Source organism: Candidatus Burkholderia verschuerenii (assembly GCF_001189365.1).
Lineage (GTDB): Bacteria > Pseudomonadota > Gammaproteobacteria > Burkholderiales > Burkholderiaceae > Caballeronia > Caballeronia verschuerenii.
In genome coordinates this window covers 1-26961 of record NZ_LFJJ01000274.1, presented here as the reverse complement: position 1 = coordinate 26961, position 26961 = coordinate 1, and the positions used below count along the sequence as shown (strand labels likewise).

The 26961-nt window shown below is 61.2% G+C and carries 25 protein-coding genes, 1 tRNA gene and 5 pseudogenes; 18 read left to right on the top strand and 13 right to left on the bottom strand.

Annotation, left to right across the window (positions count from 1 at the left end; genetic code table 11):
• Nucleotides 1–298: 298 nt before the first annotated feature.
• Nucleotides 299–1003 carry a dienelactone hydrolase family protein gene (locus BVER_RS27415; RefSeq protein ID WP_050455934.1) on the bottom strand — a complete coding sequence of 235 codons (705 nt, stop codon included), beginning with the start codon at nt 1001–1003 and terminating at the stop codon, nt 299–301.
• Nucleotides 1004–1583: 580 nt separating this feature from the next.
• On the opposite strand from BVER_RS27415, the gene BVER_RS27410 reads away from it, so the two are divergent.
• Nucleotides 1584–2729, top strand: a complete 1146-nt coding sequence (locus BVER_RS27410) for a branched-chain amino acid ABC transporter substrate-binding protein (RefSeq protein WP_050455933.1) — start codon at nt 1584–1586, stop codon at nt 2727–2729.
• Nucleotides 2730–2784: 55 nt separating this feature from the next.
• On the opposite strand, the gene BVER_RS27405 is transcribed toward BVER_RS27410, so the two are convergent.
• Complete coding sequence (locus BVER_RS27405) at nt 2785–4032, bottom strand: MFS transporter (RefSeq protein ID WP_083452395.1); 1248 nt, start codon at nt 4030–4032, stop codon at nt 2785–2787.
• A gap of 157 nt (nt 4033–4189) precedes the next feature.
• On the opposite strand from BVER_RS27405, the gene BVER_RS27400 reads away from it, so the two are divergent.
• Entirely contained in the window at nt 4190–4855 is a 666-nt protein-coding gene (locus tag BVER_RS27400; protein WP_050455932.1) for a HugZ family pyridoxamine 5'-phosphate oxidase, read from the top strand.
• Nucleotides 4856–5227: 372 nt separating this feature from the next.
• Complete coding sequence (locus tag BVER_RS27395) at nt 5228–5533, top strand: H-NS histone family protein (RefSeq protein WP_050455931.1); 306 nt, start codon at nt 5228–5230, stop codon at nt 5531–5533.
• 516 nt (nt 5534–6049) lie between these two features.
• On the opposite strand, the gene BVER_RS27390 is transcribed toward BVER_RS27395, so the two are convergent.
• The 3 genes from BVER_RS27390 to BVER_RS27380 form a co-directional block, all read right to left on the bottom strand.
• Nucleotides 6050–6508, bottom strand: coding sequence for an Lrp/AsnC family transcriptional regulator (locus BVER_RS27390; protein WP_008352298.1), 459 nt, complete (start codon nt 6506–6508; stop codon nt 6050–6052).
• Nucleotides 6509–6612: 104 nt separating this feature from the next.
• Nucleotides 6613–7263 (bottom strand): 3'-5' exonuclease family protein, encoded by a 651-nt coding sequence (locus BVER_RS27385; protein ID WP_050455930.1) that lies wholly within the window; start codon nt 7261–7263, stop codon nt 6613–6615.
• Nucleotides 7260–7904, bottom strand: a complete 645-nt coding sequence (locus BVER_RS27380; RefSeq protein ID WP_050455929.1) for an MBL fold metallo-hydrolase — start codon at nt 7902–7904, stop codon at nt 7260–7262. Before BVER_RS27380 ends, BVER_RS27385 begins: the two co-directional genes overlap by 4 nt.
• A gap of 679 nt (nt 7905–8583) precedes the next feature.
• Here BVER_RS27380 and BVER_RS27375 point away from each other — a divergent pair.
• Complete coding sequence (locus BVER_RS27375) at nt 8584–9183, top strand: septal ring lytic transglycosylase RlpA family protein (RefSeq protein ID WP_050455928.1); 600 nt, start codon at nt 8584–8586, stop codon at nt 9181–9183.
• Between the two features lie 54 nt (nt 9184–9237).
• Here the strand turns inward: BVER_RS27375 and rsmI are convergent, their stop codons facing one another.
• A complete protein-coding gene (gene rsmI, locus BVER_RS27370) occupies nt 9238–10134 on the bottom strand; it encodes a 16S rRNA (cytidine(1402)-2'-O)-methyltransferase (protein WP_050455937.1) in 897 nt (298 codons plus the stop codon).
• A 15-nt stretch (nt 10135–10149) separates the two neighbouring features.
• Between rsmI and BVER_RS27365 the strand changes: the two genes are divergently transcribed.
• The 11 genes and pseudogenes from BVER_RS27365 to BVER_RS27315 all read left to right on the top strand — a co-directional run bounded on the left by BVER_RS27365 (nt 10150) and on the right by BVER_RS27315 (nt 17913).
• Nucleotides 10150–10566, top strand: a complete 417-nt coding sequence (locus BVER_RS27365; protein WP_370444283.1) for a YraN family protein — start codon at nt 10150–10152, stop codon at nt 10564–10566.
• Between the two features lie 85 nt (nt 10567–10651).
• Nucleotides 10652–11243 (top strand): annotated as a pseudogene (locus BVER_RS27360) (phosphoheptose isomerase).
• Between the two features lie 21 nt (nt 11244–11264).
• Nucleotides 11265–12071 (top strand): BON domain-containing protein, encoded by an 807-nt coding sequence (locus BVER_RS27355; RefSeq protein ID WP_050455926.1) that lies wholly within the window; start codon nt 11265–11267, stop codon nt 12069–12071.
• Nucleotides 12068–12415: a c-type cytochrome gene (locus BVER_RS27350; RefSeq protein ID WP_050455925.1), complete on the top strand. Its 348-nt coding sequence runs from the start codon at nt 12068–12070 to the stop codon at nt 12413–12415. Before BVER_RS27355 ends, BVER_RS27350 begins: the two co-directional genes overlap by 4 nt.
• Before the next feature lie 56 nt (nt 12416–12471).
• Nucleotides 12472–12546: transfer RNA gene (locus BVER_RS27345), tRNA-Ala, on the top strand.
• A gap of 120 nt (nt 12547–12666) precedes the next feature.
• Nucleotides 12667–13760 (top strand): annotated as a pseudogene (locus BVER_RS27340) (integrase).
• Nucleotides 13761–14116: 356 nt separating this feature from the next.
• Complete coding sequence (locus BVER_RS27335; RefSeq protein WP_050455924.1) at nt 14117–14344, top strand: helix-turn-helix transcriptional regulator; 228 nt, start codon at nt 14117–14119, stop codon at nt 14342–14344.
• 316 nt (nt 14345–14660) lie between these two features.
• On the top strand, nt 14661–15227 hold the full coding sequence (locus BVER_RS27325; protein WP_050455922.1) for a hypothetical protein: 567 nt from the start codon (nt 14661–14663) through the stop codon (nt 15225–15227).
• On the top strand, nt 15224–16426 hold the full coding sequence (locus BVER_RS34735) for a DotA/TraY family protein (RefSeq protein WP_232316856.1): 1203 nt from the start codon (nt 15224–15226) through the stop codon (nt 16424–16426). Before BVER_RS27325 ends, BVER_RS34735 begins: the two co-directional genes overlap by 4 nt.
• A gap of 66 nt (nt 16427–16492) precedes the next feature.
• Nucleotides 16493–17395: pseudogene (locus tag BVER_RS34730) on the top strand (DotA/TraY family protein); the annotation flags it as partial.
• An 11-nt stretch (nt 17396–17406) separates the two neighbouring features.
• Complete coding sequence (locus tag BVER_RS27315) at nt 17407–17913, top strand: hypothetical protein (protein ID WP_050455921.1); 507 nt, start codon at nt 17407–17409, stop codon at nt 17911–17913.
• A gap of 225 nt (nt 17914–18138) precedes the next feature.
• Here BVER_RS27315 and BVER_RS35415 read toward each other — a convergent pair whose 3' ends face one another.
• From BVER_RS35415 to mobA, 5 genes and pseudogenes are all read right to left on the bottom strand, one after another.
• Nucleotides 18139–18261, bottom strand: coding sequence for a hypothetical protein (locus BVER_RS35415; RefSeq protein WP_269750821.1), 123 nt, complete (start codon nt 18259–18261; stop codon nt 18139–18141).
• Nucleotides 18251–18505: a hypothetical protein gene (locus BVER_RS27305; protein WP_198155434.1), complete on the bottom strand. Its 255-nt coding sequence runs from the start codon at nt 18503–18505 to the stop codon at nt 18251–18253. The genes BVER_RS35415 and BVER_RS27305 overlap by 11 nt, the downstream gene beginning before the upstream one ends.
• 79 nt (nt 18506–18584) lie before the next feature.
• A complete protein-coding gene (locus BVER_RS35410) occupies nt 18585–18713 on the bottom strand; it encodes a hypothetical protein (RefSeq protein WP_269750820.1) in 129 nt (42 codons plus the stop codon).
• Nucleotides 18706–19020: a hypothetical protein gene (locus BVER_RS27295; RefSeq protein WP_050455935.1), complete on the bottom strand. Its 315-nt coding sequence runs from the start codon at nt 19018–19020 to the stop codon at nt 18706–18708. The genes BVER_RS35410 and BVER_RS27295 overlap by 8 nt, the downstream gene beginning before the upstream one ends.
• 115 nt (nt 19021–19135) lie before the next feature.
• Nucleotides 19136–19414 (bottom strand): annotated as a pseudogene (gene mobA, locus BVER_RS27290) (plasmid mobilization protein MobA); the annotation flags it as partial.
• 565 nt (nt 19415–19979) lie between these two features.
• On the opposite strand from mobA, the gene BVER_RS27285 reads away from it, so the two are divergent.
• Nucleotides 19980–20243: a hypothetical protein gene (locus BVER_RS27285; protein ID WP_050455918.1), complete on the top strand. Its 264-nt coding sequence runs from the start codon at nt 19980–19982 to the stop codon at nt 20241–20243.
• A 345-nt stretch (nt 20244–20588) separates the two neighbouring features.
• Here BVER_RS27285 and BVER_RS27280 read toward each other — a convergent pair whose 3' ends face one another.
• Nucleotides 20589–20939, bottom strand: coding sequence for a hypothetical protein (locus BVER_RS27280; protein ID WP_050455917.1), 351 nt, complete (start codon nt 20937–20939; stop codon nt 20589–20591).
• A 3-nt stretch (nt 20940–20942) separates the two neighbouring features.
• Nucleotides 20943–22682: a TonB-dependent siderophore receptor gene (locus BVER_RS27275; protein WP_232316855.1), complete on the bottom strand. Its 1740-nt coding sequence runs from the start codon at nt 22680–22682 to the stop codon at nt 20943–20945.
• A 357-nt stretch (nt 22683–23039) separates the two neighbouring features.
• Between BVER_RS27275 and BVER_RS27270 the strand changes: the two genes are divergently transcribed.
• Together BVER_RS27270 and BVER_RS27265 are read left to right on the top strand one after the other, a co-directional pair.
• The gene (locus BVER_RS27270) at nt 23040–24257 is read left to right on the top strand and encodes a PepSY-associated TM helix domain-containing protein (protein WP_050455916.1); all 1218 of its coding nucleotides are present in this window, start codon (nt 23040–23042) and stop codon (nt 24255–24257) included.
• A gap of 333 nt (nt 24258–24590) precedes the next feature.
• Nucleotides 24591–26791, top strand: a pseudogene (locus BVER_RS27265) (TonB-dependent receptor).
• Nucleotides 26792–26961 lie beyond the last annotated feature (170 nt).

Sequence of the window (26961 nt, the reverse complement as noted above, 5' to 3'; positions counted from 1 at the left end):
CTTACCCGGAACAATGGACTCCAGTCGTCCCCATATCTCATCGGTCAGCAACATTCGACTCATCTTGATCGCTTACGCAAAAGATGAGATGTAAACACATTTCTTCAAATGTGAACAGAGCCTAGTCCTTCGCCCCATCAGGCTGGACAGGGGACTTGCACCCCCAAGCTGTTGCGCATGCTCGGCGCACAAAAAGAAGGGCGCCGCGCGCCCTTCGTTGCCGCTCGAATCATCGACGATTCGAGCGCGCCCATCACTCGGATGACGAAGCGAAACCGTTCGCCTCGCTCTCTTCCATTTACATATGTTCGCCGAGAAAAGTCAGCGTGCGTCCGTGCGCGAGCGCCGACGCCTTCGCGTTGAACGACGCGCGATCGCCGCAGTTGAAGCCATGATCGGCTTGCGGATACACATACAGCGCGGAATCCTTGCGGCCCGCGAAGCGCTGACGTACCGAATCGACGGCATCCATCGGGATGTGCGCGTCGAGTTCGCCGTAGTGGAACTGGATCGGCGACTTGATCTGATCGGCCTGGTCGAGCGCGTTCTGGATGCCGCCGCCGTAGTACGCCACCGCGACATCGATCGTGCCTTGCGCTGCCGCGAGGTACGCCAGGCGTCCGCCGAAGCAATAGCCGATCGCCGCGACCTTGCCGGTCACTTCGGGCAGCGCGCGCAGCGCCTTCGCGGCCGCGCCGACATCGGCGACTGCTTTGTCGAGGTTGGTCTTGTTCAGCAGCTCCATCGCCTTTTCGCGATCCGCGCCTTCATAGCCGAGCTCGACGCGCGGCTGCACGCGCCAGAACACGTCCGGCGCGAGCGCGACGTAGCCATCGGCCGCGTATTGATCGGCGACGCTGCGAATATGGCCGTTCACGCCGAAGATCTCCTGCAGGATGATCACGGCCGGCCCGCTCCCCGTCTTGGGCACCGCGAGATAGCCCTGAAAGCTGTCGGTGTCGGTGGGGATGTCGATCCATCGGAAAGTCACGGAAACGGTCACGTCGATACTCCTTTGCCTTGGTCGGGAATGATGAGAACGGGAAGAAAAATCCTAGGCGAGTGAGTGTGCCAGTTTTCCCTTTCAGTCGCCTGAGCGTGCCACGTTCTGCGACCGATAGACGCTGGCACGTCCTTTGACGACGACGCGATTTTTTAGAGTCACTGGTCTAATGCAAGCTGAAAATAAGCTTTAAAGAAGCGGCCTATCCGGCGAGTCGCCGGTGATTATCCGAATCACGCCGATGCGTATGAATGTCGCGTGATACGAAGTGCGGTGACACCTCGGAAACCCGCATGCACCGGACGTCTTCGAGGAAACGTCACCACAAACACGCGCATATCACAACCGGACATTAATCGGTAGTGACACCAGTATCTTAAAAAACTTCCCTAAATTAATTTGACAACCCTACACTTGCGCGCAGTGCGAATGGCGGCCGCCAAGAACGGCTGGCCGGAAGGACTTGCCAAGTGCATGACGATGCATCCGGCGTGGTCGTCCACGGGACTGAGCGATCGTGATGAAAGACGGGGCACAGGGCGAACACGTTGTTTTTGGGACCGAAACTGGAGACTTACGAATGAACACCAAGCTTCACAAGTTGTTGCCGATCAGCGCCGCAGCCGTGCTGTTCGCTACGTTGGCAACGTCCGCAGCAGCCGACCAGACGGTCAAGATCGGTCACGTCGCTCCGCTGACCGGCGGTATTGCTCACCTGGGCAAGGATAACGAAAACGGCGCGCGGCTCGCAGTCGAAGAGATCAACGCCAAGGGTCTCACGATCGGCGGCGAAAAGATCACGCTGCAACTGGATCCGCAGGACGACGCGGGCGACCCCCGTATCGCCACGCAGGTCGCGCAGAAGCTGGTCGACGACAAGGTCGTCGCAGTGGTCGGTCACCTGAATTCGGGCACGACGATCCCGGCATCGAAGATCTACAGCGACGCGGGCATCGTGCAGATTTCCCCGTCGGCGACGAACCCGACCTACACGCAGCAAGGCTTCAAGACGACGTATCGCGTCGTCGCAACCGATGCGCAGCAAGGTCCGGCACTCGCCAACTACGCAGCCAAGGGCATGAAGGTGAAGTCGGTCGCCGTCGTCGACGATTCGACCGCTTACGGCCAGGGCCTCGCGAACGAGTTCGAGAAGACCGCCAAGTCGCTCGGCATCAAGGTCGTGTCGCACGATGCGACCAACGACAAGGCCGTGGACTTCCGCGCGATTCTGACGAAGATCAAGGGCGAAAACCCCGACGCTGTGATGTACGGCGGCATGGACGCGACCGGCGGCCCGTTCGCCAAGCAAGCCAAGCAGCTCGGCCTGCGCGCGAAGGTGCTGGCAGGCGACGGCGTCTGCACGGAAAAGCTGGCTGATCTGGCCGGCGACGCAGCCGACAACGTCGTGTGCTCGGAAGCCGGCATGGCGCTCGAGAAGATGGACGGCGGCGCGGCGTTCCAGGCGAAGTATCAGAAGCGTTTCGGCCAGCCGATCCAGATCTACGCGCCGTTCACGTATGACGCGGTGTACATCATCGTCGACGCGATGAAGCGCGCGAACTCCACCGATCCGGCCAAGATTCTGGCCGCGATGCCGAACACGGACTACAAGGGCGTGATCGGCGAGACGACCTTCGATTCGAAGGGCGACCTCAAGCACGGTGTGATCTCGCTGTACGACTACAAGAAGGGCAAGAAGACGCTGCTCGACGTCGTGAAGATGTAATTTCGCGGTTGTCGACAAGAGAAGCGCGCGGTTCCGACAAGGACCGCGCGCTTTTTTATATCTTCCAGCGTTTCAGTATGCGCGGCCCGATCACGGTGATGATCAGGCAGCACGCCGCGACGACGTACAGGCCGATCGGCAGATTGCTGATCTGCGCGACGCCGCCGATCAGCACCGGCCCGAACAAGAGGCCGAAATACGCGAGACCCGCGACGTGCGCGAGGCCTTCCGCCGCCGTCACGCCCTGCACGCGCGCGCCCGCCGCGAACAGCACGGGCATCATGTTGGCGAGGCCTAAACCCATCAGCGTGAAGCCGGTCATCGTGACCAGCGTGATGGGGAACACGACGAGCGCCATCACCATGCCGACGAAGGCCAGGCCCGCGCTGCCGAACACCAGTTGCGGCGCGCCGAAACGCGCACGCACCGCGTCGCCGCCGAATCGGCCGATCGCCATGCCGCCCGAAAACGCCGCGCTCGATACCGACGGCGTCGCGTGCACCACGTCGCGCATATAGACGGTCGCCCAGTCGTACATCGCGCCTTCCGCGATCAGCGCGATCAGCGCCATGCCGCCCAACGCCCACAGCGCGCCCGAGCGCCAGCGATTCGACGTCGACGCCTTCGCGTGCTCGTCCTGATGCGGAACGTGCGGCAGAACCGCCGGAATCGACACCAGCAGCACGATCAGACTGACCGCCGACGCCAGCGCCAGATGCGCCGCCGGCGCGAGTCCGTGCGCCAGCAGCGCGCCGCCCGCCGCCGCGCCCGCCATGCCGCCGACGCTGAACATGCCGTGCAGCGACGACATGATCGGCCGGCCGAGCGCCTCCTCGACGGCGCTGGCTTCGGCGTTCATCGCGACATCGAGCGTCGCCATGCCGAAGCCGAACAGCGCCAGCACGATCAGCAGCATCCAGTAATACGGCGTCAGCAGGATCAGCGCGCCGAACACGATCAGACCGCCGCCGCCCGCGAGACACGCGCGGCGCGATCCGACGCGCGCGATCCACGACGCGTTGGTCAGCATCGCGAAGATCGAGCCGCCCGCGACCGCGAGCAGCGCGAACGACAGCATGCCGGGGCTGAGCGCGAACTTGTCGCGCACGGTCGGGACGTGCACGCCCCAGGACGCGTACATCATCCCGGCGATAAAGAAGATCGCCATCGTGGCGTAGCGCGCGCGTTCGCGCGTGGCGGGCGGCAGGCTGCGATGCAGCGCGAGCGCGGCGCTGGTTTCGCGCGCGTCGTGGGCGGCCTCACGGGCTGCCTGAGCAGAAGATGCGGATGTGGAATCGGACACGGAAACGCCGTTGGGAGGAGTGCGCAAAGGCGCATCGACACGCGATGCCGCCGGACGCGGAAGCTTTCGATTCTATCGAACGGCCCGGCCGCACGCTCGCGCGCGGTGCATTACCATCGAGAGCATTCATCGATGCGCGCGGTTCGCGCGGACACCCATGCATATTCCATCGCAGGCCCCGATTCATCTGCTGCATCGCGCATCCGACGGCACGCTCGCCACGCATACGCGCGAGCCGCAAGGCTTTCCCTATTCGACCGCCTTGCCGTTCGCGCCGACCGCGACGCACGCGCCGATGCTGCTCATCAGCCGTTTGGCCGAGCACACACGCAATCTCGAAGCCGATCCGCGCGCGGGATTTCTCGTCGCGCACGCGGAAAACGGCAATCTGCTCGAAGGTCAGCGACTGACGGCGATCGGCACGTTCGCGCCCGCGCCCGACGATCGGCAGGCCGATCTCGCGCGGCGTTATCTGCGTTATCACCCGGCGGCGGAAAGATATCTCGCGCTCGGCGATTTTGCGTTCTGGATCATGTCGATCGAGCGAATTCGCTTTATCGGCGGATTCGGCGCGATGGGCTGGATCGACGCAAAAGACCTCGATCCGCTGACGCCGCTTTCCATCGCGGAAGAATCGGAATTGCTCGATTTCGCGGACGCGCATTCAACGCGTCCGGCCAATCTCGAATTATTGGGGATAGACCGATACGGATGCGATTTGCAGTTTGACGGCATCCGCAATCGTTTTACCTTCGATGCGCCTAAATCCACCGCCGAAGCATTGAAAGGCGCGATGCTCGATTGTTTTGCGCGGCACGGTTGAATTTTTGCGAAATCGATAACGGAAGGTCTGAATCGAATTGCATGCTCTAAAGCAGAAGTTCGACCGCAGACGTGAAGTTGTCATCGTATGACACGTTCGATTCAGAGAATCGGCGCGGCTCGCATCGCGTGGCATGGCGACGCGCTAATTCGCGGACGACGCGCCTATTCCGCGCATCGGCGGCTTTCATCCCGGAAATAGGATTTGTTCGGCAAATGTTACGAGGATAACGACTTGAACGATTTACGTGGCAATGCGCACATGCCGACTTTAATCGTTTTGTGTTGATCTGCGTGCCAATCCGAGGCTATACTCAAACTGAATTAAGCGAGCGGATCGACTTGCAGTCAGCAAACCACTTAGGGAATTGCCATGCCTTCATACAAGGAACTTCTCGCACAACGCGAGTCTCTCGAACGTCAGATTGAGGAAGCGAAGGCGCGTGAATACGCCGAAGTGCTTAATGAGATCAAGCAAAAAATGGCGGATTACGGCATTACGCTTCAGGAACTGGCTGGCGGCCGAGGCGCAAAGGCGGCGAAGGCATCGCGCGGCGGCCGCTCGGGCGTGGCGCCTAAATATCGCGATCCCGAAAGCGGCAGCACGTGGTCGGGCCGCGGTAAGCCGCCGAAGTGGATCGCAGGTCAAGATCGCGACAGCTTCCTGATCGGCAAGTAAGTTATTGCTGGCAATAAGATGTAATAAAACTGCGTCTTTTGGGCGCGGTTTTTTTATTGCGCGGATGAACCGCATCGGGCTATCGACTGTCCATAAGACAATGATTGTTCGACGCCCGCGCAATCGAAATTGACTATCGGGGCGATTTACGTTGCCCTTTCGAGAATCGGTCGCCGCGCGCGGGCGATGGCAGTTTAAACGATAGCGCGCTTTTTTCGGAATCCTTTACAGGACATACAAAAGGTCGCTTTGTCGACGATTCGCTGAAAATGCGAAATCTCCGATGCACGTTTTGCCCACGCTAACTGTCTCGCAAACGATTGCGCCGATCGTCGCAATGCCGGTGCGCAATCGCAAGAAAATGGAACCGAGCGTGTTCTGCTTTCGAAAGGGAAAATCGAATGCTCGTTCGTGGACGATTCTCGCAAAGTAATCCGCGAATCCACATTCGAGGGAGATGAATCGCCGGCGCGAAGACTCGGAATTATCGTTCCGACTGTCCGCCCCGGCGATGCACTACAGCGGCAATTGCGTATCGAATTTAATCTCGCGCAACACGACGCTGGTACGCACTTGCGCCACGGCGGGAATCTTGAAGATTCGATCGTGCAGAAACGCGTCATACGCCTTGATATCCGGCGCGACGATCTTGAGGATGTAGTCCGATTCGCCCGTCGTGCTGTAGCACTCGGTGACTTCCGGGCAGGTGGCGATTTCGCGTTCGAACTGCTCGACGCCGCCTTCGGTATGTCGCGTGAGATGGATATGCGCGAGCGCGCAAACATGCAGACCGAGCTTCTCGCGATCCAGCAGCGCGGTGTAGCGCTGAATCACGCCGGACTGCTCCATGTCCTTGATGCGACGCCAGCACGGCGTGCTGGAGAGGCCAACCTGATCCGAGATTTCCTGAACAGAGCGCCGGGCGTCCAGTTGCAGAAGACGCAGGATTTTTTGTGAGAATGTATCGAGTGTCAACTGCGCCTCCGTTAGGTCGCCATCTCCTTCTCATGTTAGAGGCGTAGAAAAAGAAACGCAATGCAACTCGGCCCGACTGAGGTAGTTTCCCTAACTCCTCGCTCTCACGGCGCGGTTTTACCTTCAGGTGCGATACCCGAATCCGGCACATCGGCAGGATTCGTTTCGGCGGCCGCCAAAGCCGCCGCGGCCTGTGTCGCGCGCAGTTCGGCGAGCATGTTGCAGAAGAGCGCGCCTTGTTCGATGGCGTCATCCAGCGCGACGTGCGTATGCGGATGCTCGTCGAACCAGTGCTTCGGCAGACGCGGCTTGATGGCCTTGCGATACGGCAGGCCGGTCATCGCGAAGGCGAGCGTCTTGATGTCCAGCGCCGACCACGAATACGGACAGCGCTCGGCGAAGCGCATCATGTACCAGAACATATAGGTGAAGTCGAAGCCCGCCGGATACGCGACGAACACCGGCTTGCCTGGCAGCTTCTCCACCCATTCGACATACGCCGGCAGCGCGATCTCGGGCTTCTGCAAATCCTTGCGGCTGGCGGCCCACGCCTCCGGCTGCGTCTTCCACCACGCGGCCTGCACCGGATGCGCCGTCGCGCCCGCGAGCGTTTCGAGATTCGCCGAGAAGGTGCCGACGAGTTCCTTGTCCGCCGTGTACGCGGCCGACGCGAAGCTCAGCATCGAATGCGGACCGGGGATGGGACCATCGGCTTCGACGTCGGTGCTGACGTAAATCTCCGGAATGGCGTTCATGCCGCGACTCCATCGCCGACGAAGGGATTGGTGCGACGTTCGTCGCCGAACGTCGACGCGGGACCGTGGCCGGGCACGAAAGTGATGTCGTCGCCGAGCGGCCAGAGCTTGTCGCGGATCGAGCGGATCAACTGGTCGTGATTGCCGCGCGGAAAATCGGTGCGTCCGATGGAACCGGCAAACAGCACATCGCCGACAAACGCCAGCCGATGCTTCGCGCTGACGAACACGACGTGGCCGGGCGTGTGGCCGGGACAGAAATAGACATCGAGCGATTCGTCGCCGAAGCGGATGGTGTCGCCGTTGTCGAGCCAGCGATCGGGCGTGAACGCCTGAGCATCGGCGAAACCGAAGCGCTGCGTCTGCGCGGGCAACTGATCGATCCAGAACGCGTCTTCCCGATGCGGTCCTTCTATATGAATGCCGTAATGCTGCGCGAGCGCGTGTGCGCCGCCGCAATGATCCAGATGCCCGTGCGTCAGAAAGATCTTCTCGACCTTCACGTCTTGCCGATCCACCTCGGCGATGATCCGGTCGATATCGCCACCCGGATCGACGACGGCGGCCCGCCGGGTCGCCTCGCAAATGACGATCGAGCAGTTCTGCTGAAACGGCGTGACGGGGACGAGAATGACTTTCATGGGACTCACGCCGCAGCGAGGCAGTCTGTAAAAACGTCCATTATACCGGTGTCGGATCGGCGCCCGCGTGGGCCGCCAAAAGGCGCGCAAATGCCTGAAAATTCAGCAATTCTTGCGGTCATAGCGAAAATCAATGAGGAAAATCGCAGTTCGGCGGGACGAACCCCTCGTTTTTTGTATAATGTGACGGTCCGGCATAGGAATAGGATTTTTCCATGCCATCAATGGATGCAGGTCGAAGCGCCAGTGCGTTTTTACAAGCATCATCAGTACGCCGTTGGGGGCCACAAACCTCGTAACTGCAACTCAAGCACCGTCAGTTGGTGCACACGTCTTGTCCGGTCAGACGCCGCGCGTCTGTCAGACGGCCTTTGCCGCCGTCGTATCGGATGAGGCCTACGCCGCCGTTCCTGCGCTGGTTGATCGCGCATGAATGCGAAGCCTGTCTGCTTCGCGTTCGACTTGGCGGCATGTGGGGTCTGGTCAGGCTGCCGGGAAAGGTCCGGCCAGACGTGAACAATAACCGGGCGTTTGCGGCGCCATTTTCGCCGCACCCGAGCATGCTTGCGCCGTTCGGTCGACCGAACGGCGTTTGTCGTTTGTTGCTCGGCCGCCTTGAGCGTTGCTGTGCGCGCCGACCAGCGCTGCGCGAACGCTCCTTACTGCCAACAATACGACCATGAATGCTCGAATTTTTCGACATATCGGTGGCCCTTTAGCCGTCATCCTCACGGGCTGCGCCGCGCCGGGTTCCAGCGACGTCGCGTCCAATCCTCAGACGACTAACGTCGTCAGCACGGCGAATGCCCGCTCGACTTCGACCGCGCCGCTCGCGTTCGACAACAGCCTGAAGAACCTGCCGGACGACAAGTCCAAGCAGGGCGAATCGTTGTCCGACGCCGAGCCGATCACCAGCGGCCCCGACGTCAGCGACTTCGAACAAAAAGGCCGCGCGTCCTGGTACGGCCGCATGTTCCACGGCCGCAAGACCGCCAGCGGCGAGAAGTTCAACATGAACGCGCTGACGGCGGCGCATCGCACGTTGCCGCTGGCATCGTATGTTCGCGTGACGAACGAGGCGAACCACAAGACCGTCGTCGTGAAGATCAACGATCGCGGGCCGTATGTGAAGGGCCGCATCATCGATCTGTCGTATGCGGCGGCGGCCAAACTCGGTATGCGCAGCGACGGCACGCAGAAGGTGAAGATCGAAGGTTTGTCGCAGGAAGAAGCACGCACGGCGCGCGAGCAATCGCAGTCGCTGGCGGCGGATAATTGATCGTCGCGGAATATCGCTGACAACGCAAAACGGGCTGCTTCGGCAGCCCGTTTTTTATTCGTCTTCCTTGTCCGTTTGGCTAGATTTGGCGAGCAGCAGCGCGCGTTCGTAGAGCGCGTTGCGCGGCGCGCCCGTCAAGGTAGCGGCAATACGCGCCGCGCTTTTCACCGACAGCTCCTCCAGCAGCGTCCCCAGCAGCGCATCATGCGCGTCGTCAGCGTCCTCGGTTTCGGGCGCGCCTTGCACGACCAGCACGAACTCGCCGCGCTGACGGTTCGCATCCGCCTCGAGCCAGCTAGCCGATTCGGCCAGGGTGCATCGATGCAGGCTCTCATGTAACTTCGTCAACTCGTGTGCGATGAGAATCTGCCGCGCGTCGCCGAACGCGTCGGCGAGCGCGCGCGCCGTCTCGACGATCCGATGCGGCGCTTCGTAGAAGACCATCGCGAGCGGATGACCGGCAAGCGCGCGCAGTTGCGTCGCGCGCTGCTTCGCCTTGGTCGGCAGAAAACCGATGAACGAGAAGCCGCTCACGAATGCGCCCGCCGCGCTCAATGCCGTGGTGAGCGCGCTCGCGCCCGGCAGCGGGACGACGGGGAAACCGGCCTCGCGCACGGCATCGACCAGACGCGCGCCGGGATCGGAGATGCCGGGCGTGCCTGCATCCGACACGCACGCGATGCGCTCGCCTTCGCGCAGATGCGCGATCACGCGTTCGGCCGCGCTGCGTTCGTTGTGCTCGTGCACGGCGATCGACGGCTTCGAGATGCCGTAGCGCGAGAGCAGTTGCGCGGTGTTGCGCGTGTCCTCGGCGGCGATGCGATCGACGAGTCCGAGCACATGCAGCGCGCGCACGGTGATATCCGCCGCGTTGCCGATCGGCGTCGCGACGACATAGAGCGCGCCCGTCGGATACTGCTGCCCTTCGGCCAATTCGGAGATCTGAAGCATGAGCGCGAACGCGATGTGCACGATGGGAAAGGACGTCATTGTGCCACGCGTCGTCTTCACAACTTTTGCGGGAAGCGCATGTCCAAAGTGCTCGGCGATACCTTCGAAACGCGCGCGCTCGAATACCTTCAACGCCGCCGCATGCAGCTCGTGGCGCGCAACGTGCGATGTCGCGGCGGCGAGATCGATCTCGAGATGCGCGACGAATGCGGCGCGCTGGTTTTCGTCGAAGTGCGGGCGCGCGCGAGCCGGCGCTTCGCCGATGCGGCGACGAGCATCGGTGCGACCAAGCGCATGCGGATCGTGCGCGCGGCGCAGCACTATTTGATGCGATGGCGCGGCGCGTTGCCGGTCTGCCGCTTCGATGTCGTCGCCTTCGATGCGGGCCGTATCCGCTGGATTCCCGATGCCTTTCGCGCCGATGGAACCTGATCGAACGGTTTCGCGCGCGACGCATGCGGTAAACTCGCGGGATTCAAAAGTAACCGCCGCATCGCGCGGCCGATCAACAGAGTCGATGTCAGTCGAACGCATTCAACAGCAATTCCGCGACAGCGCGGCGCTCACGCAGGAAGCACTCGACACGCTCGCGGTCCCGATCGCGGCCGCCGTCGATACGCTGTTCGGCGCACTCGCCAACGGCGCGAAAATCCTCGTCTGCGGCAACGGCGGCTCGGTGGCCGATGCGCAGCGCTTCGCGTCGCATCTGATCGGCCGCTTCGAACGCGAGCGTCCGGGCTTGCCGGCCATCGCGTTGACCACGGATACGTCGATCCTCACCGCCATCGGCAACGAGTTCGCGTTCGAGCAGATCTTCTCGAATCAGGTGCGCGCGCTCGGTCAGGCGGGCGACGTGTTGCTGGCGATCTGCTCGTCCGGCGATTCCGTCAACGTGCTCGCGGCGATTCAGGAAGCGCACGAGCGCGAGATGATCGTGATCGCGCTAACGGGCGGTACGGACGGGCGGCGCGATGAACGACGTGCTCGCCGATACCGATATCCCGATCTGCGTGCCGTCGACGCGGACGGCGCGCATTCAGGAAGTCCATCTGCTGACCATTCACTGTCTCTGCGACGGCATCGACGCGATGCTGCTCGGCGAAGACTGAGTCCAAGGAGAAACGGAGTTGATGAACAAGACACGCGTCAAGTCGACGCTGGCCCAGGCCACGATCGTGGTGAGCATGTTGTCGGGCGTTGCCTTGACGTTGCAGGGATGTGCGCTGGCGGTGGTCGGCGCGGTCGGGGCCGGCACGCTGGTCGCCACGGATCGCCGCACGCTCGGCGCGCAGACCGAGGACCGCGAGATTCAGGTGAAGGCGAGTTCGCGCATCGGCGAGAATCTGCCCGATACGGCGCACGTCAACGTGACCGTGTTCAACCGTCGCGTGCTGCTGACCGGCGAAGTGCCCGACGATGCGTCGAAGCAGAAGGCCGAAGCCGTCGTGCGCGATATCAACAACGTGGCCAGCATCGTCAACGAACTGGCGATTCAGGGCGCGAGTTCGTTCTCGTCGCGCGCCAACGATTCGTATCTCGAAGGCCGCGTGAAGACCGCGATGGTCGGCAAGTCGAATCTGCGCGCGAACTACTACAAGGTGGTATGCGAGCGCGGCATCGTCTATCTGATGGGCCTCGTCACGCAGGACGAAGGTTCGCACGGCGCGGATGTCGCCGCGCAGACGCCGGGCGTCGAGCAGGTCGTGAAGGTGTTCCAGTACATCAAGCCGGAAGAGGCGACGGCGCTCGAAGCGGCGGTTGCATCGGATGCGAGCGCGGTGTCCGCCGCGAGCGCGCCGGCCGCAGCCGAACCGACTGTCGGCGCGATCCCGGATTCGTCGGTGACGTCGCGTCCGCTGGACAAGCAGGCGCCCGCGCCCGTGAAGGACTCGAATGTGCATTCGGGCAATCCCAATCCCAGTTCGACGGCGAAATGATGACGGTGCGTGCGATGTTGGGCGCGGCGGTGCTTACCGTCGTGTCGTTCGGTGCGTCGGCGGCGGAGCAGCCGGTTTCCGCCGCGAACGCGATGGCGATCGCGCGGAGCAATGCGTGCATGGGATGTCACGCGGTCGATCGCAAGCTCGTGGGGCCATCGTTTCAGCAGATCGCGGACAAGTACAAGGGCGACGCGCAAGCGCCCGCCAAGCTCGCCGCGAAAGTGAAGAACGGCGGTTCCGGCGTGTGGGGCTCGATCCCGATGCCCTCGCATCCGCGCATGAACGACGCGGATATTAAGACCGTGGTCGCGTGGGTGCTGACAGGCGCGCAGCAGAAATGATGCTGCTCCGGCGCTTGCTGGAAGCGGATGCGCCTGTGGTATAGTTTTGGCTCGTTGGGGGGTAGCTTAGCTGGGAGAGCGTCGCGTTCGCAATGCGAAGGTCGGGAGTTCGATCCTCCTCCTCTCCACCAATAGAATCAAGGGCTTAGCCGATGGCTAGGCCCTTTTTCTCTGGTAGGTTCGATTTATTGCGCCAATTTTGCGCCACTTGGGCTGTCGAAGCCTTAGACGCAACACTTGAGGAGCAGTGAATGGCATCTATCACCCGTCGAGGCGATCTTCAGTGGCAGGCCCGCGTTCGCCGCAAGGGCTACCCGGTACAGATCAAGACGTTCAACACACGAGCTGAAGCGGAGGCCTGGGCTCGACTGATCGAGTCGGAGATCGATCGCGGCGTCTTCGTCAGCCGGGCCGAAGCGGAATCGACCACGCTCGCGGAAGCGCTCGATCGATACGACCGCGAAATCGCCGCCTCCAAAAAGGGCTACGTGCAGGAGGCGTCTCTGCTGCGCACTTGGAAGAGCACGGTCATCGCGTCTAGGCCAATGGCTTCAGTGCGAAGTGCGGACATTGCCAAACTGAGGGATGATTGGTTGAAACAGACCAATCCTCCACTGAAGCCAGCCAGCGTGGTGCGGCGCCTCGCTGTTCTCTCCCATGTCTTCAGCATTGCCCGGAAGGAATGGGGTATGGAAAGTTTGCTCAATCCCCTCGAGCTAGTGCGCAAGCCACCGGCCAACAATGCACGTACCCGCCGGATTGCTACTGCCGGAACCGACACGGACTCTCCGCGCCAAACAGAGGCGGGGGAGCTGGAGCGCGTCGTGGCGGCAAGTGGTTCGGACTTGCTGCCCGCCATCATCTGGGTCGCCGTCGAAACGGCCATGCGCCGCGGGGAAATCGTCGATCTAAGGTGGGAGCACGTCGACCTGCGCCGGCGCGGGTTGCACATCTGCCGGACACCAAGAATGGGAGTTCCCGAGACGTTCCCTTGTCGACACGTGCCGTCGAAGTGCTCAAAGAGCAACAGAAAGCCGCCAGGACACGTAGTAACGACGGCAGGGTCTTCCCAATCCGTAGCGACGCGGTAACCCGGGCTTTTGAACGTGCTGTTGAACGTGCGAGGGCCGTCTACATCACCGAGTGCAGGGATGCCGGGATGGCTCCTAGCAAGTCGTATCTGATGGACCTCCGATTTCACGATCTTCGCCATGAGGCGACCTCTCGCTTGGCGTCGATATTTCCGATGCACGAGCTCGCCAAGATTACCGGCCATCGTGATCCGCGGATGCTCATGAGGTACTACCACCCTCATGCCGAGGAACTGGCGAAGCGACTAAAGTGACACGCGACATAGGTACGTAATTGCGTACATACGTGCGTACATAATTACGTAAGTCATTGTTTTATATGGATATTGACGAATTCGCCGCTTTGCTCTAAATTGATCTGCACAATTCGCAGCTTCGGTTACCCATCTGGGCCGCGATGATGCTGGTGCCGCTGAGTCAAGTCAGTGAAGGGATAACTCAGATGACGGCTGCGCTCTGCACGGGCGTAGGGAATCAATAAGGCGCTGCAATATGCGCGAAGTTGCAGCATGCCGATTTGGTTCGGGAGTCCGCTAGCCACCTGCAAGGGGCCCTCACACGTGGAGAACGACCCTCCACCCGCGCTTCATCCCGTGTGTGAGAGCCAAACATGTTCTCCCTTTCCGCCGAGCGCGGCAGTTCGCCGCGCGTCTTATTTGTTGAGCAGCTCGCCGAGTTGATCGGTAAAACTCCAGCCACTATTCGCACATTCGCGGCGAAGGAGCGGTACAAACACCTCATCCCCGCCCCATTCAAGATGCCGCATAGCCGCAGGCTGTGCTGGTACGAGCATGAAGTTTTTGCCTGGATGGAGCAGAACCGTCGGGGGCAGCAATGATGCGACACCCCAACGACAAAACGCCGGCCCCTTCTGCCATGACAGGGAAAACCGAATCCTCTTCGGCGCCGCTGTGGGCAAAACGAAGATGGATGATCGCACTCGCGGCCTGCATGATGGCCGCCGTCCTCTTTCGCCCCTTCAACTGGATTTGGTTGGCATCAGCGGCAGTCTGTCTTGTCATCGCGCTCGACGCACATGAGCACCTTCGAGCCACCAACGGAGAACCGTGCAGGTGGAGGGATGTTTTCGACCTCGAGGTCGACTTCGCGGCGTAGTTCAGCAAAGGAAATTCGCGCAAACGGGGGAGCAAGTGATGGACGTGAAGCAAACCGCAAAATCCGTCGGGGTTGAGATTGCAAAGCGCCTCTTCCTCCCGACCTACGCGTTTCGAAAAAACGTGCAGTCTCTCAAGGCAGCGTCGCAGCAGCACGGAGAAAACGTTGTCTTCATCAAGGATCTGTACGAGCGCGCGAAGAAGAGGGCTCGCGCCGAACAGCCGATCGATGGCAGCACCACTAGCGAGCTGGGGTTCGAGGAAATGATGTGCAACAGATCTACCGGTGCGCCAAGCATTGTGGATCTGGAGCGGCGGTTTCGTTTCCAAAAACGGCTTGCTGTTGGAACAGGGACAATATTCCTCCTGATGGCCGTCTATGCCATGGCACGCGGTAACGTGCTCGGTATCTTCACGCTTATAGCTGGGCTGCCCGTGATGTTCATGGCCAGCCTCGAAGCGCAATTTCGCCTCTGGCAGGTCCGTAACCGCCGCCTATCCCGAGCTGAACACGGCGGCTTGAGCAACTTCATTCGAGAACCCGGTTTGTTTGTCAGCGTGCTCGACCCGGAGCTCAGGAAGCACCAGAAGGGAGAGCAAGCATGAAGCGCCGAACAACCCTTTTCCTTGCCGCGTTCCTGAGCGGTTTCATTGCGCTGCCCGCATTCGCTGACGGTACGACGCTCGGAGAGATCAGCCAAGCGGCGAATCGCTCGGGCGACTACAGCCGTCAAGCCCTCGTGAGCGTCTTCGGTAACGTTGTGAATAACCCGTTGGCTACGGGCGGGGCCGGAGGCGGAGATACGATCCTTGCCAGCATCTTCCAGGTGACGAATGCCGGGCTGCTCGTCGTAGGCGCCTTCTTCGCTTGTTATGTATGGTTCAAGAAGCTGTCGCAAGCAGCGCATTCCGGGGCAGTGTATGGAGAGAACAAGGGCACCATGTGGGGGCCAATCCGGCTCGTGTGGGGGCTCGCGTCGCTCGTTCCCACGGCGAACGGCTGGGGACTCGCGCAACTCCTGATGTTGTGGGCAGCATCAGTCATGGGAGTTGGGCTCGCCAACATGGGAACCGACGCAGCAGTCCAATTCTTCTCTGACGGGAAGAGCATGGTGCTGCAGCCGGCGATGCCCAGCACGATACAGCTCGCGCGAGATTTGTATCAGGCAAACCTGTGCATGCACGCGTACAACGCGAGCCTGGCTATGGTCGGCGCAAATGGGGGCTTTCCGCCGGATCCAAATGAATATGTGCAAAGCACGCACGGCCCGCAAGGCCTCGTATTCAAAAACGGGCTCGGTACAAAATTCTGCGGGGGAGCTGACATCGATGCATCGAAGTTGACCCCGCAAGATCAGTCCACCAACTGGTTCAGCGGCGGCACCATTGACACGACGACGCTGTATCAAGCGCACCTGCAGGCCCTCAGTGCCATGGAAAGCGCGCTGTCGGCCCCGGCGGCCGCATTCGTGCAAGCCGTTATTGATCAGCAAACGAACGCTGATGCCGTGATCCCGGATGCCGAGGTCGCGATCCAGTCGGCCGCACAACAGTATGAGGCTACGATACAAAGTCAGGCTGCGACGACTGCAGGCAACATTGGCAATCTGGCCAGCCAGTTGAGCACGTCGATCAAGGAAGGCGGGTGGTGGACTCTAGGTGCCTGGTATCAGACGTTTGCGCAGGCCAATAGCAAGCTTTCCGATGCGGTCTCGGCCATCGCTCATGTGTACAAAGAGCAGGTAGGGGGCGATCAAGGTGTTTTCCAACTGCGCGACCAGGTCGACAGGGCGTTCCAACTCTAGGAGGCTGGCTCGACCGCATCCCAACCACTCGGCACTGCAGGGAATGGTGCAAAGGATGGCGGTAAAGTCCTCAGCCAAATTTTCTCCGGCTCTCTTGGCCAGAAGATCATCTATTGGATGACCAAGAGCGGGGACGCAGAGCGTGGAACGATGAACCCGCTCATCACGATGAAAAACCTGGGTGACTATGTGTTGGGTGGCGTTGAAGCTGCTTTCGGCACGTGGGTAGGTCTGAACGTAGTTGTCGCTGGCGCGGATGCGAGCATCTGGGGCACGCTCGCCAACTTCGCGGCTGGACTCGGGAAAGCAGCAGGCGCGGCTCTGCATGCAACGGAGCCGATGTTCTTCATGTTGGCTATCCCGCTCTTGCTCCTCGGTGCCGGCCTGTCTCTGTACCTGCCGATGATCCCGTTCATCACCTGGTTCGGGGCGATCATCAATTGGCTCGTCATCGTCGGCGAAGCCATTGTGGCCGCTCCACTGTGGGCGATGACGCACTTGGGCGGGGAAGGCGATGGCATGGGTCAACGCACGGCGCACGGGTACATATTCCTGCTGAACGTGATGGTACGCCCGATCCTGATGGTGATCGGCTTCTTCTTCGGGGGAGCCGCCTTAATCACTGGAGGGACGGTGCTCAACAAGTTCTATGGGATCGCGGTTGCCAATGCGCAGTTCGATTCGCTCACCGGCATCGTGAGCATCATTGGCTATCTCGCGATCTACTTCATGCTCTGCACGAACCTGATTCACACGTGCTTTAGCCTCATCCTCGTTGTACCCGACCAGGTGATCAATTGGGCAGGTGGTGTAGCGACCGCGACGCTCGGCCGCGAAACGACGGGTGAAGTGCGTGGCGCACTCAACGTCTTCATGGGCAAGCTCGAGAACCTGGGATTTGGTGGTAGAAAAACCTCGGCACCGAAAGGCGGAAGCCGTCCGAGTGAGACTGACGGAATGCGCTCGTGAGGAGATAAGTCATGCTTAATTTAGCTATTGCATTGATCCCCGTCATGCTGGCCCTAGCGTCGCTCGCCGGCCTCGCCTTCGGTGGATTTGGGCTGTTCATCGGTGCAGGGAGCAGCGGAATGCAGTGGATCGTTGCGTCTCTAGCAGGGCTGGTTGTAGCCGTTGTCTGGTTCCGGTGGTTCGCCAGGCACGTGACCACAAAGCTGGAGCGGCAGGTGCAACGCATCGCTCCGGCGGGTTTTCATGCAGCCGTCGAGGCCAGCACCCCGACCGAAGGTCAGTATGTCGGGATCTCGTCGGACACCGGAAGTGTAGTGGTGGTCGACAAGACGAAAGGCATCGCGAAGCAACTGCCGATCGACAAGGTGTTGCGATGGGAGCTCGAAGAGGCTGAAAGGGGCAACACGTATCTCGTCCTGTGGTTCAACGATTACGCGTTGCCATCCATACGAGTGCTTGTGCCTCGCCGAAGGGTCGATGACACAGCGTCGCGGTTGCGAACGACGCTGGGGTTCTAGTAAAGCACGACCGGGCCTGATGGCCCGGTTTTGCTATGCGAGGGTAGTGCGGATCTCGTGCAGCGTAAGGATTTCATGCTCAGCCAGGCCTCACCGGCGCTGCTCGAGCGAGGCAGTCGATCGCAGCGTCTGGTGCTCGAGCTGCTGCTGCTCGAGCAGCCGGCCCGGCAGGATCAACTCGCCTTCGGCCTCGAGGACCCGGAGCTGCGCCGGGCTCTCAAACGCTCAGCGATCGAGGATTCGCCAGCCGCGGCGATGAAACGACGGCAATCGGCAAACGCTGGCCAGTGTGGCCGGCGTCAGCACGGCGGCCGCGATCGACAGCAACCGGGTGGTTTCAGCGTGCATGGGGCCCTCCAATCGATCGCAGATAGGTGATCATGCGCGTGTTGTTGCCGACTGACGTCGACCGAAAGCCACCGCGCTTCTGCAGCTCGTCGACGTGCTCCGGCGAAAAACCCATGTCGACCAGGGCAGTGCCGTCGCCCTTCGCCAGCGCTTTGTTGGCCGCACGCATGAGGGCGTTCGCCCCTTGGAGGCGTGCGATTTCGGTCCGGATTGCATCCGGACTGATAGGATATTTAGTTGCCATGTCACCACCTCTAGTCCAGTTGGTGTTGTGGAAGTCCCGCCCGCGTGCTTCAACACGCGGGCGGGGCGCCTGATTCGGATCAGGTAGACGGCGGGGCCTCCCGGTCCAGGTTCTTTCGCTCGCCGAGCTTGGCGAGGATGTCGGGCTGCAGCTCGAGCCGGCCGGCAAAGACCAGCAACGTGCCGCAGCGTGTGTGATCGTCACTCATTGCTTTTCTTGATTCGTACCAGCAACTCGGCTCGCTTCTTGGCAAAGCTGGCTCGCGCTTCTTTGTCGGATACCCATTTGGTATTCGGGTCGTTCGCTTCTTCAAGGCCCTTACGAACCTCTTCCACATACCACCGGTCATAGGCTGTCGCATCGACAAGGAGTTGCAACGTGGGTTCGTGTCGAACTGCAACCCACTCCAGAATCAAGCGATACGCCTGCAGGGGCGTTAGCCCTTGCTCGGCTAGAATGGCCGCCGCGTCGTCGTGGAGCACGGCAATCCGTGCCTTGGCCTCGTCGTCAGTCACGGTCGGTATCCCGTTTCCTTCGAGCGCCACACAGCCAGGATCGTGACCGTATCGCCATTGAAACGATACCGGGCCACACAACTAGCATCTCCATTGATGGGCCGTTCCGTTTGCATTACGCGTCCCGTTGGTCGATCCGCAGGATGGCTTGCTTCAGCTCCACCAATACCGCCGCGTATTCCTTCGAAAGCACACCTCCTCCCTCATTGAACAGATGCTTTTGCAGGCCACCGAGCCTGCGAAGCTCATTGATGATGTGCGCGTCGATCTTCGAGCGAGTGCGACGGCCGAGCGCCGCCGCGAGCACGAACTCGCCGACGCTCATGCCGCAATCCTTCGCCTTCTCCCGGACTAAGGCTTCCTCGTCTTCAAAGCACCGTATCGGTGGAAGCGTGCCGGTTCTCCTTTCGTTGTTCGCTGGTACTCACAATTTCACCCTTCTCTCTCGAAGTCAGGGTCTCGGGGCGACGCCCTGAGCAGGGACGGTAGGCTGCGCTTAGGGAGTGAAACGACTGGTGCGCTGCCGGTTGTAATAGCGCCAATTTGGCGGTATTACAAATCCTACCCTGTCCTAGTCCTAGAACTTACGCAGCAGTTTGCTGAAGTTTGAAGGTAGCTCGTGCGAACAGATTTTTCCAAGCAGAATTGACGGCTTTGAAGAGGTGCTCCGCATAGGTCAAAGTAGCTCCTTGTGCATATGTCTCGCCGAGTGAAAATGTGTTGCTTGTGCCAGACATCGGGCTGATCAGGTGAACATTTTTCAGTCATTAAATGGCACCGACTTACTGTCGGCATATTTGCATGCCGATGGAGCAGTCTAAGGGAGGCAAGCAACGCCGATCGAGGGATGATGGAACGGCCGGCGTGGCGACGATGGAAGTGCGCTTGGCGAGGTTGCCCAATTGCGAGATAAGGTCAATCGTGACTGGCTGTATGGATGGACGAGAACGAGGCATGCGATGAAGACCTGGACGGATGACCAACTGGCGGACTACGAGACGGCACTCGAGACGATTGGCAACGTGGTTGCGATCGCGTCGCGTGACATTGGCGAAGAGCGGGAAAAGTCGCGTCCGGACGTGCGTCGCATTGATGAATTGCTCGAGCTGCAAAGGCGACTCAACGACGAGCGCCGGAGCTTGCGTATCGACGATGAAGCGGCTATTCAAAAGGCCATCGAAAGTTATGGCCGAATCGTGTGTTCGGGCGAGCTCGCTAAGTAGTCTCCTGGGGGGCGTAAAGGCGAGCATAGGTGCCGTCGATGCAGCCGCTTTGATTGCGGATCGTACATATCGATAGCTGGGAAAGCGGAATGTGGGCAAAGGCCCGACGGGTCGGTACGCGTAGCACATTGTCCACATGCAGCGGATAGGCCGGTGGACCCTGTGGGCAAAGGCGTCGGACTGTGGGCAACCGCTTGCGGTTGTCCACGGGGCCGTCGACGGTGCGCGAAGCGCATTGTCCACAAGTCCACGGGCACCAACTACCAGAAGAAGTTACAAGAATCTTTACAAGCAAACCTTACAGGTTTAGGGGAGGTCCGATTTAACGCGTCCGTGGGGGCCGATCTAACGTGGATAACTCGCTGAGTCCACAAGCTTGCTAACAGCATGCACGGCCGGGCGAATCGGCGGTGGCGATGCCATTAAGAGGAGCCCGCCTGTCACGCGTTTGACCCTGGCTTTTGGGTAGACCGTCATCACCGCTTGCAACGCTGGCAGGAATTTCTTCTTGAAGTCTTTGTCCGGGTCTTTGCCCTTGTATTCCTGGCCGAATTGCTCGCGTAGGCTTCGCCAATGAACGGTCGGCGGACGTCCCTGTATCTGGTGAAGGCGATAGGCTAGCCAAGCATAGACATCGAGAGCCAATGCTGAACCCTTCTTGTACTTCGTCGCGATCCACATCAGCTCGCCGCCCACGGTTCAGTCGCGGCCGAGGCGCACGTCCGCGCCGGCTTCCGCGCCCTGAAATACCGATTCGCCGTCTTTCACGTAGATGTTGTCGGCGTTCGCATACTGCGCGCCGCGTTCGATGCGGAACAGCGCGGCCGTCGCGCTCCAGCGCTCGTTCTGCGTCTTCACGCCGACTTCGTATTGCTTGCTGCGCAGCGGATTGAGCACCGCGCCCGAGTTCGCGTATGTCGTGCCGACGACATTGCCCGCTTCGAGCGATTCGACATAGCTCGCGTACAGCGTCGTGCCGGGCGTGAGCTTGTACATCAGCGCGACGGACGGCGTTACCACGCCGTTTTGCGAATAAGTCGAGGTCATCGTGCCGTCGATGCCGTAGCCGTGCTGCTCGTAGTTGGTCAGACGCACGCCGCCGAGCACGGACCAGCGCGACGTCAGCGCGATGGTATCGCTCGCGAACAGCGCCTTCTGCACGATATCGGCGTTGCGATAGGTGTAGAAGCCCTGGCTGTCGTAACTGTTGAGGTTCGGCTGATAGATGTTGCCGGTGCCGATCTGTCCGTAGAACGAGTTGGCCGTGTAGTCGCTTGTCTGCTTCTGATACGACGCGCCGAACACGAGCTGATGCGAGAACGGCCCGGTTTTCACGAGACCTTCGGCCATCACCTGCCACTGGTTCAGCTGATGCCCTTCCTTGCCTTCGAAGCGCGTGTCGTCGTAATCGCCGGCAAGGTCGGTCAGATAAAACGTGCTCTCGTTGCGATAACGCGTGCTCTTGCTGAAGCCGTAGGTCGCGGAAATCGTCCAGTCCTGATTCAGGTTGTAGCGCACGCCCGCCGTGTAGATCTGCAGATTGGTGTTCAGATGCTGATCGGGCGTGACTAGCGTGCTGCTGCCGCCGCTCAAGGGCACCGGCAGCGCGTTGCCGACGCCCGTCAGGTTCGCCGTCGAAATCGACGTGTTGATACCCGACGCATGGCGCTCCTGATACAACGCGCCGAAGGTCGCGGTGAGATCGCGCGTGATGCGCGCGTCGGCGGCGAGCGAGAACGAATCGCGGCGTACGTTGCCGTCGTTGTAGGTCTTGCCTTCTTCGTGCGTCGCGTTGAAGCGATAGCCGAACATGTTGTTCGGACCGACGCGTCCGCCGAGGTCGAGATGCTCGGACCACACGTTGGTCGATGCATAGCCGACATCGACGCTGGCGATCTGCTTGTCGCCGACGGGTGGCTTCTTCGTCACGTAGTTGACCACGCCGCCGGGCGCGCCGAAGCCGTACATGAAGCCGGACAGGCCCTTGAGCAACTGCACGCTTTCGAGCTGCTCGTAAGGCATCGTGATGCCGTACGCGTTGATCTGCTGCCCGTCGATCCGAAAGCCGTTCTGCCAGTCGAGCTGCATGCCGCGAACGGTGATGTAGCTCGCCCACGCGTTGTACGGATTGCTGTTGTCCGAGACGGACGCGTCTTGCGCGAACACGTCGCCGAGCTTCTTGGCCTGACGATCCGCGAGTTCTTTGCCGGTGACGATGGTCGTCGAGTAGGGCGTGTCGAGCTGCGTGCGCGTGCCGAGCGCGCCGCTGCTGATGTCTTCGCGCAGATGCTGTCCCTGATCGCGTTCGGTCGTCGACGTGACGGAGACGGCGGGCAGCGTGGCTTCGGTCGCGCCCGATGCGTCCGCGGGTGCGTCGGCGTCGGTCGTTTGCTGCGCGAGCGCCGATTGGGTCGTGGCGAAAAGCAGAAGAGCCGCCATTGTCGATGGCCGCAAGGTCCATCCGCCGCGAGTGCCGGCGCTGCGCGCTGCTGAAGTCATGTTTCTCCCGTCGTCTCTCGAGTGTCATTAAATGCGAACCATTCGCATTTAATGACGGGAATTCTGACGAATCGGCATCGGTTTGTAAACAATTGTCCGCAATTCGCGTGGTTACGGACACTTTCGCTATGTATTCATCTGCTTAAACGCGCAATGTAAAGCTTTCGAAAGTCTTGTGACGAATCCTGCTCGCCGCTAGAATTGCGAACAATTCCCATTTCGCAGAGATGCTTCATTCATGATCGACGTCGACCACGTGCGCGGTTCCAGCGAATCTCAACCGGGAGCGCACCGGACATGAGGCCGATTCTGGTTCGCGTGCATCGCTGGCTCGGCGTCGCGACGGCGCTGTTTCTGTTCGTCTCGGGGCTGACGGGCGCAATCATCGCGTGGGATCACGAGATCGACGGGATGCTGAATCCCGTGTTCTTCGAGGCGAAAACCGCCGCTCCGGCCTTGCCGTCGCTGGAACTGGCGCGACGCGTCGAAGCCGCCGATCCGCGCGTTGAAGTGACATATCTGCCGCTGTCGGTCGAGCCGGGCCATACGCTGCAGATGATGGTGATGCCGCGCACGAATCCGGCGACCAAGGCGCCGTTCGACGTCGACTACAACCAGATCGCCGTCGATTCCGCCACCGGCGACGTGCAGGCGCGCCGCATGTGGGGCGCGGTGTCGCTGGCGCGGCTCGATCTGATGCCGTTCCTCTATAAGCTGCATTACACGCTGCATCTGCCGATCGTCGGCGGCTTCGACATTGGGACGTGGCTGATAGGCATCGTCGGGATTCTGTGGTTTTTCGATAGCGGCGTCGCGCTGATCCTGTCGTTTCCGAGCGTGAAGGCGTGGCGCAAGTCGTTCGCGTTCCGCGTCAAGCGCGGCGGCTATGCGCTGACCTTCGATCTGCACCGCTCGGGCGGCGTGTGGATCTGGGGTCTGCTGCTGATGATGGCGTTCACGTCGATCTCGATGAATCTCTCCGATCCGGTCGTGAAGCCGATTGTGTCGGCGTTCTCGAAGCTGTCGCCGGGCTTCCTCGGCAACCCGGCGCTCGTCAGTGCGGCTCCGGCGGGAAGCCTCGACATCACGAAGGAGCAAGTGCTCGCCAACGCCGCCCGCGATGCGAAACGCGAAGGCATCGACACGCCGGCGGGCGCGCTGTACTTCGTGCCGCAGATGCCCGCGTACGGCGTCGGCTTCTTCAAGCCGGGCAACGAACACGTCGATGTCGGGCTCGGCAATCCCTGGCTCTATTACAACGGCCACACGGGCGCGCTCGCCGGATCGTCGATTCCGGGACGCGGCACGGCGGGCGATATCTTCATGCAGGCGCAGTTTCCGCTCCACTCGGGACGCATCATCGGCTTGCCGGGGCGCATTCTGATCAGCGCGGTGGGCGTCGCGGTGGCGGTGCTGAGCATCACCGGATTGATGATCTGGCTGAAGAAGCGCTCGGCGCGCAGGCGTTCGTCGGAAGCCGCGGTCACGCGCGGCGGTCGCGCTGGCGCGCAATAAACGCCTTACGTTTCATCGCTTTACGATCGGTCGCGCGGTTCGGCGGCCGATCGCTTACGCTGATAAAAGCTGATAAAAGCTGATAAAAGCCAGCAATTTTGACTTAATCGAATAAAGCAGCAAACGATTGTCGTTCGATCGCGAGATGTTGCGCCATTGCAAATCGCGTCGATATTGAATGATAACGAATCGCATTTAACTTATACTTTCGCTCCACAAAGAGCGACGACATCAGCGCGGCCACGCGCACGGTCGGACGACTCGACACAACGCCGCCCGGATTCCACTGATGCCCCGGGACGGAAGACCGACCACTCCTGAACTGCCCGATTCATGCCTGTTTTCCGTACGCATTCCTCGCAGGCCGGGCCTGCGAAGACGCTGGCGCATCGCGCCGCGATCGTCGCCATCGCGCCCGCCGTCGCGCTGCTGTTCTCGCTCTCCGCGCCCGCTCAATCTCAATCGACCGAAGCCGCTCCGGCCGACAACGCGCTGCCCGCCGTGAAAGTGCAGGCGTCGAAGGAACAATTGCCCGGCGATCTCGCGCCGACCTACGGCGGCGGTCAAGTCGCGCGCGGCGCGGATTACGGCGTGCTCGGTCAGCAGAAGAACATCGACGTGCCGTTCAGCATGACGACCTACACGTCGAAGCTGATCGAAGACCAGCAGGCGCGCACCATCGGCGACGTGCTGGCGAACGATCCGTCGGTGCGCACGGCGAACGGCTACGGCAACTTCGCGGAAACGTACGTGATTCGCGGCTTCCAGTTGCAGGGCGACGACGTGTCGCTCAACGGCCTGTACGGCATCACGCCGCGTCAGCTCGTCGCGACCGACGCGCTCGAACGCGTCGACGTGTTCAAGGGCGCCAACGCGTTCCTCAACGGCGCATCGCCGACGGGTTCGGCGGTCGGCGGCGGCCTCAACCTGCAACTGAAGCGCGCGGACGACAAGCCGGTCACGCGCGTGACGCTGGAAGGCACGGCATCGGGCGAAATCGGCGCGCATGTGGACGTAGGCCGTCGATTCGGCAGCGAAGGGCAGTTCGTCATCCGCGTGAATCAGGCCAATCACGATGGCGAGCAGGCCGTCGACGGCGAACATCGTCGCGACAACACGACGGCGGTGTCGCTCGACTGGCGCGGCGACAAGCTGCGTCTGTACGGCGATTTTCTGTATCAGCGTCAGCGCATCAACGGCGGCCGTCCGGTCGTCAACGATTACGCGAACTACATTCCCGAGCCGCCGTCGGCAACGTACAACTACGCGCAGACCTGGAGCTATAGCTCGATCGAGGACACGGTCGGCATCCTGCGCGCGGAGTACGACTTTCTGCCGGGCTGGACGGCGTACGTGACCGGCGGCACGCGTCATACGAACGAGCACGGCGAATACGGGTCGCCGAATATCACGACGGCGGGCGTGACCGGCGGGCGTCTCGGCGTGCCGCACAAGGAAGACGGCGAATCGGCGGAAGCGGGCGTGCGCGGGCACTTCAATACCGGACCGGTATCGCATTTCGTGACGGCGGGCGCGTCGATCGTGCGCGTCGATTCGAAGTCGGCCTACACCTTCGGCAGCTCCTATGCGACGAGTCTCTACGACACGCCGCAAGTGCCGTCGCTGGCGACGATTCTCTCGGGCGGCAATCTGACCGATCCGGGCACGACGTCGCTGAACCTGCTGCGCAGCGTATCGATCTCCGATACGCTAGGATTCCTGAATGATCGTGTGCTGTTCACGGTCGGCGCGCGTCATCAGGAAATCAACTCGGATGCCTACGACTACACCGGCAAACAGACCGAAGCCTATAACCAGTCGATCACGACGCCGGTGTTCGGCCTCGTCGTCAAGCCGTGGCAGAACGTGGCGTTCTTCGCCAACCGCAGCGAAGCGCTGACGATCGGCGATACCGCGCCGAGCACGTCACTGAATTTCGGCCAGCAACTACCGCCGCAGAAGTCGAAGCAGTGGGAAGTCGGCGCGAAGTACGACAACGGCCAGTACGGCGCGACGCTCGCGGCGTTCCAGATCTAGAAGCCGCTGACGTATCAGAACAGCGTCGGCTATTACGTGGCGGACGGCACGGAGAAGCATCGCGGCATCGAATTGTCGGTATTCGGCGAGCCGGTGAAGGGCGTGCGGCTGATCGCGGGCGGAACGTACATCCACGGCACGGAAGAGAACACGGGCACGCCCGCGAACGACGGCAACATGCCGATCGGCGTGCCGACCATGATGTTCAACGTCAACGCGGAATACGACGGCCGGTGCTGCAAGGCCTGACGCTGACGGCGCGCTGGATTCACACGGGCTCGCAGTATCTGAACGTGGGTAACACGCTGTCGATTCCCGCGTGGGACCGCTTCGACCTCGGCGCGCGTTACGCCACCGCGATCTACGGCCGTCCGACGACCTTCCGCGCCAGCGTGCTGAACGTGGCGAACAAATCGTACTGGTCATCGACCATCGGCGGATATCTGACGATGGGCGCGCCGCGCACGCTGTTGCTGTCGATGACGACGGATTTCTGATTAGCCTGAAGCGATAGAAGAACGCCGCTGAACCAGCGGCGTGTTTTTTGTGCGCCCAGCATGGGCGCACTCTTGCGGGTGCAAGTCGCGCGGCAAGTTGACCACAGCGAGCGAAGTGAAGCGCAACTGCGGAAGGGCGACCGACCGTGGGGAGGAAGCGTGGAGCGAAA

What these genes read in the sequence shown, in the direction of transcription:
- BVER_RS27410 (WP_050455933.1), top strand. Translation starts at nt 1,584, where the DNA reads ATGAACACCAAGCTTCACAAGTTGTTGCCGATCAGCGCCGCAGCCGTG.
- BVER_RS27400 (WP_050455932.1), top strand. Translation starts at nt 4,190, where the DNA reads ATGCATATTCCATCGCAGGCCCCGATTCATCTGCTGCATCGCGCATCC.
- BVER_RS27395 (WP_050455931.1), top strand. Translation starts at nt 5,228, where the DNA reads ATGCCTTCATACAAGGAACTTCTCGCACAACGCGAGTCTCTCGAACGT.
- BVER_RS27385 (WP_050455930.1), bottom strand. Translation starts at nt 7,263, where the DNA reads ATGAACGCCATTCCGGAGATTTACGTCAGCACCGACGTCGAAGCCGAT.
- BVER_RS27380 (WP_050455929.1), bottom strand. Translation starts at nt 7,904, where the DNA reads ATGAAAGTCATTCTCGTCCCCGTCACGCCGTTTCAGCAGAACTGCTCG.
- BVER_RS27375 (WP_050455928.1), top strand. Translation starts at nt 8,584, where the DNA reads ATGAATGCTCGAATTTTTCGACATATCGGTGGCCCTTTAGCCGTCATC.
- rsmI (WP_050455937.1), bottom strand. Translation starts at nt 10,134, where the DNA reads ATGCTTCAGATCTCCGAATTGGCCGAAGGGCAGCAGTATCCGACGGGC.
- BVER_RS27355 (WP_050455926.1), top strand. Translation starts at nt 11,265, where the DNA reads ATGAACAAGACACGCGTCAAGTCGACGCTGGCCCAGGCCACGATCGTG.
- BVER_RS27350 (WP_050455925.1), top strand. Translation starts at nt 12,068, where the DNA reads ATGATGACGGTGCGTGCGATGTTGGGCGCGGCGGTGCTTACCGTCGTG.
- BVER_RS27335 (WP_050455924.1), top strand. Translation starts at nt 14,117, where the DNA reads ATGTTCTCCCTTTCCGCCGAGCGCGGCAGTTCGCCGCGCGTCTTATTT.
- BVER_RS27325 (WP_050455922.1), top strand. Translation starts at nt 14,661, where the DNA reads ATGGACGTGAAGCAAACCGCAAAATCCGTCGGGGTTGAGATTGCAAAG.
- BVER_RS34735 (WP_232316856.1), top strand. Translation starts at nt 15,224, where the DNA reads ATGAAGCGCCGAACAACCCTTTTCCTTGCCGCGTTCCTGAGCGGTTTC.
- BVER_RS27315 (WP_050455921.1), top strand. Translation starts at nt 17,407, where the DNA reads ATGCTTAATTTAGCTATTGCATTGATCCCCGTCATGCTGGCCCTAGCG.
- BVER_RS35415 (WP_269750821.1), bottom strand. Translation starts at nt 18,261, where the DNA reads ATGCACGCTGAAACCACCCGGTTGCTGTCGATCGCGGCCGCCGTGCTG.
- BVER_RS27305 (WP_198155434.1), bottom strand. Translation starts at nt 18,505, where the DNA reads ATGGCAACTAAATATCCTATCAGTCCGGATGCAATCCGGACCGAAATC.
- BVER_RS35410 (WP_269750820.1), bottom strand. Translation starts at nt 18,713, where the DNA reads ATGAGTGACGATCACACACGCTGCGGCACGTTGCTGGTCTTTGCCGGC.
- BVER_RS27285 (WP_050455918.1), top strand. Translation starts at nt 19,980, where the DNA reads ATGAAGACCTGGACGGATGACCAACTGGCGGACTACGAGACGGCACTC.
- BVER_RS27275 (WP_232316855.1), bottom strand. Translation starts at nt 22,682, where the DNA reads ATGGCGGCTCTTCTGCTTTTCGCCACGACCCAATCGGCGCTCGCGCAG.
- BVER_RS27270 (WP_050455916.1), top strand. Translation starts at nt 23,040, where the DNA reads ATGAGGCCGATTCTGGTTCGCGTGCATCGCTGGCTCGGCGTCGCGACG.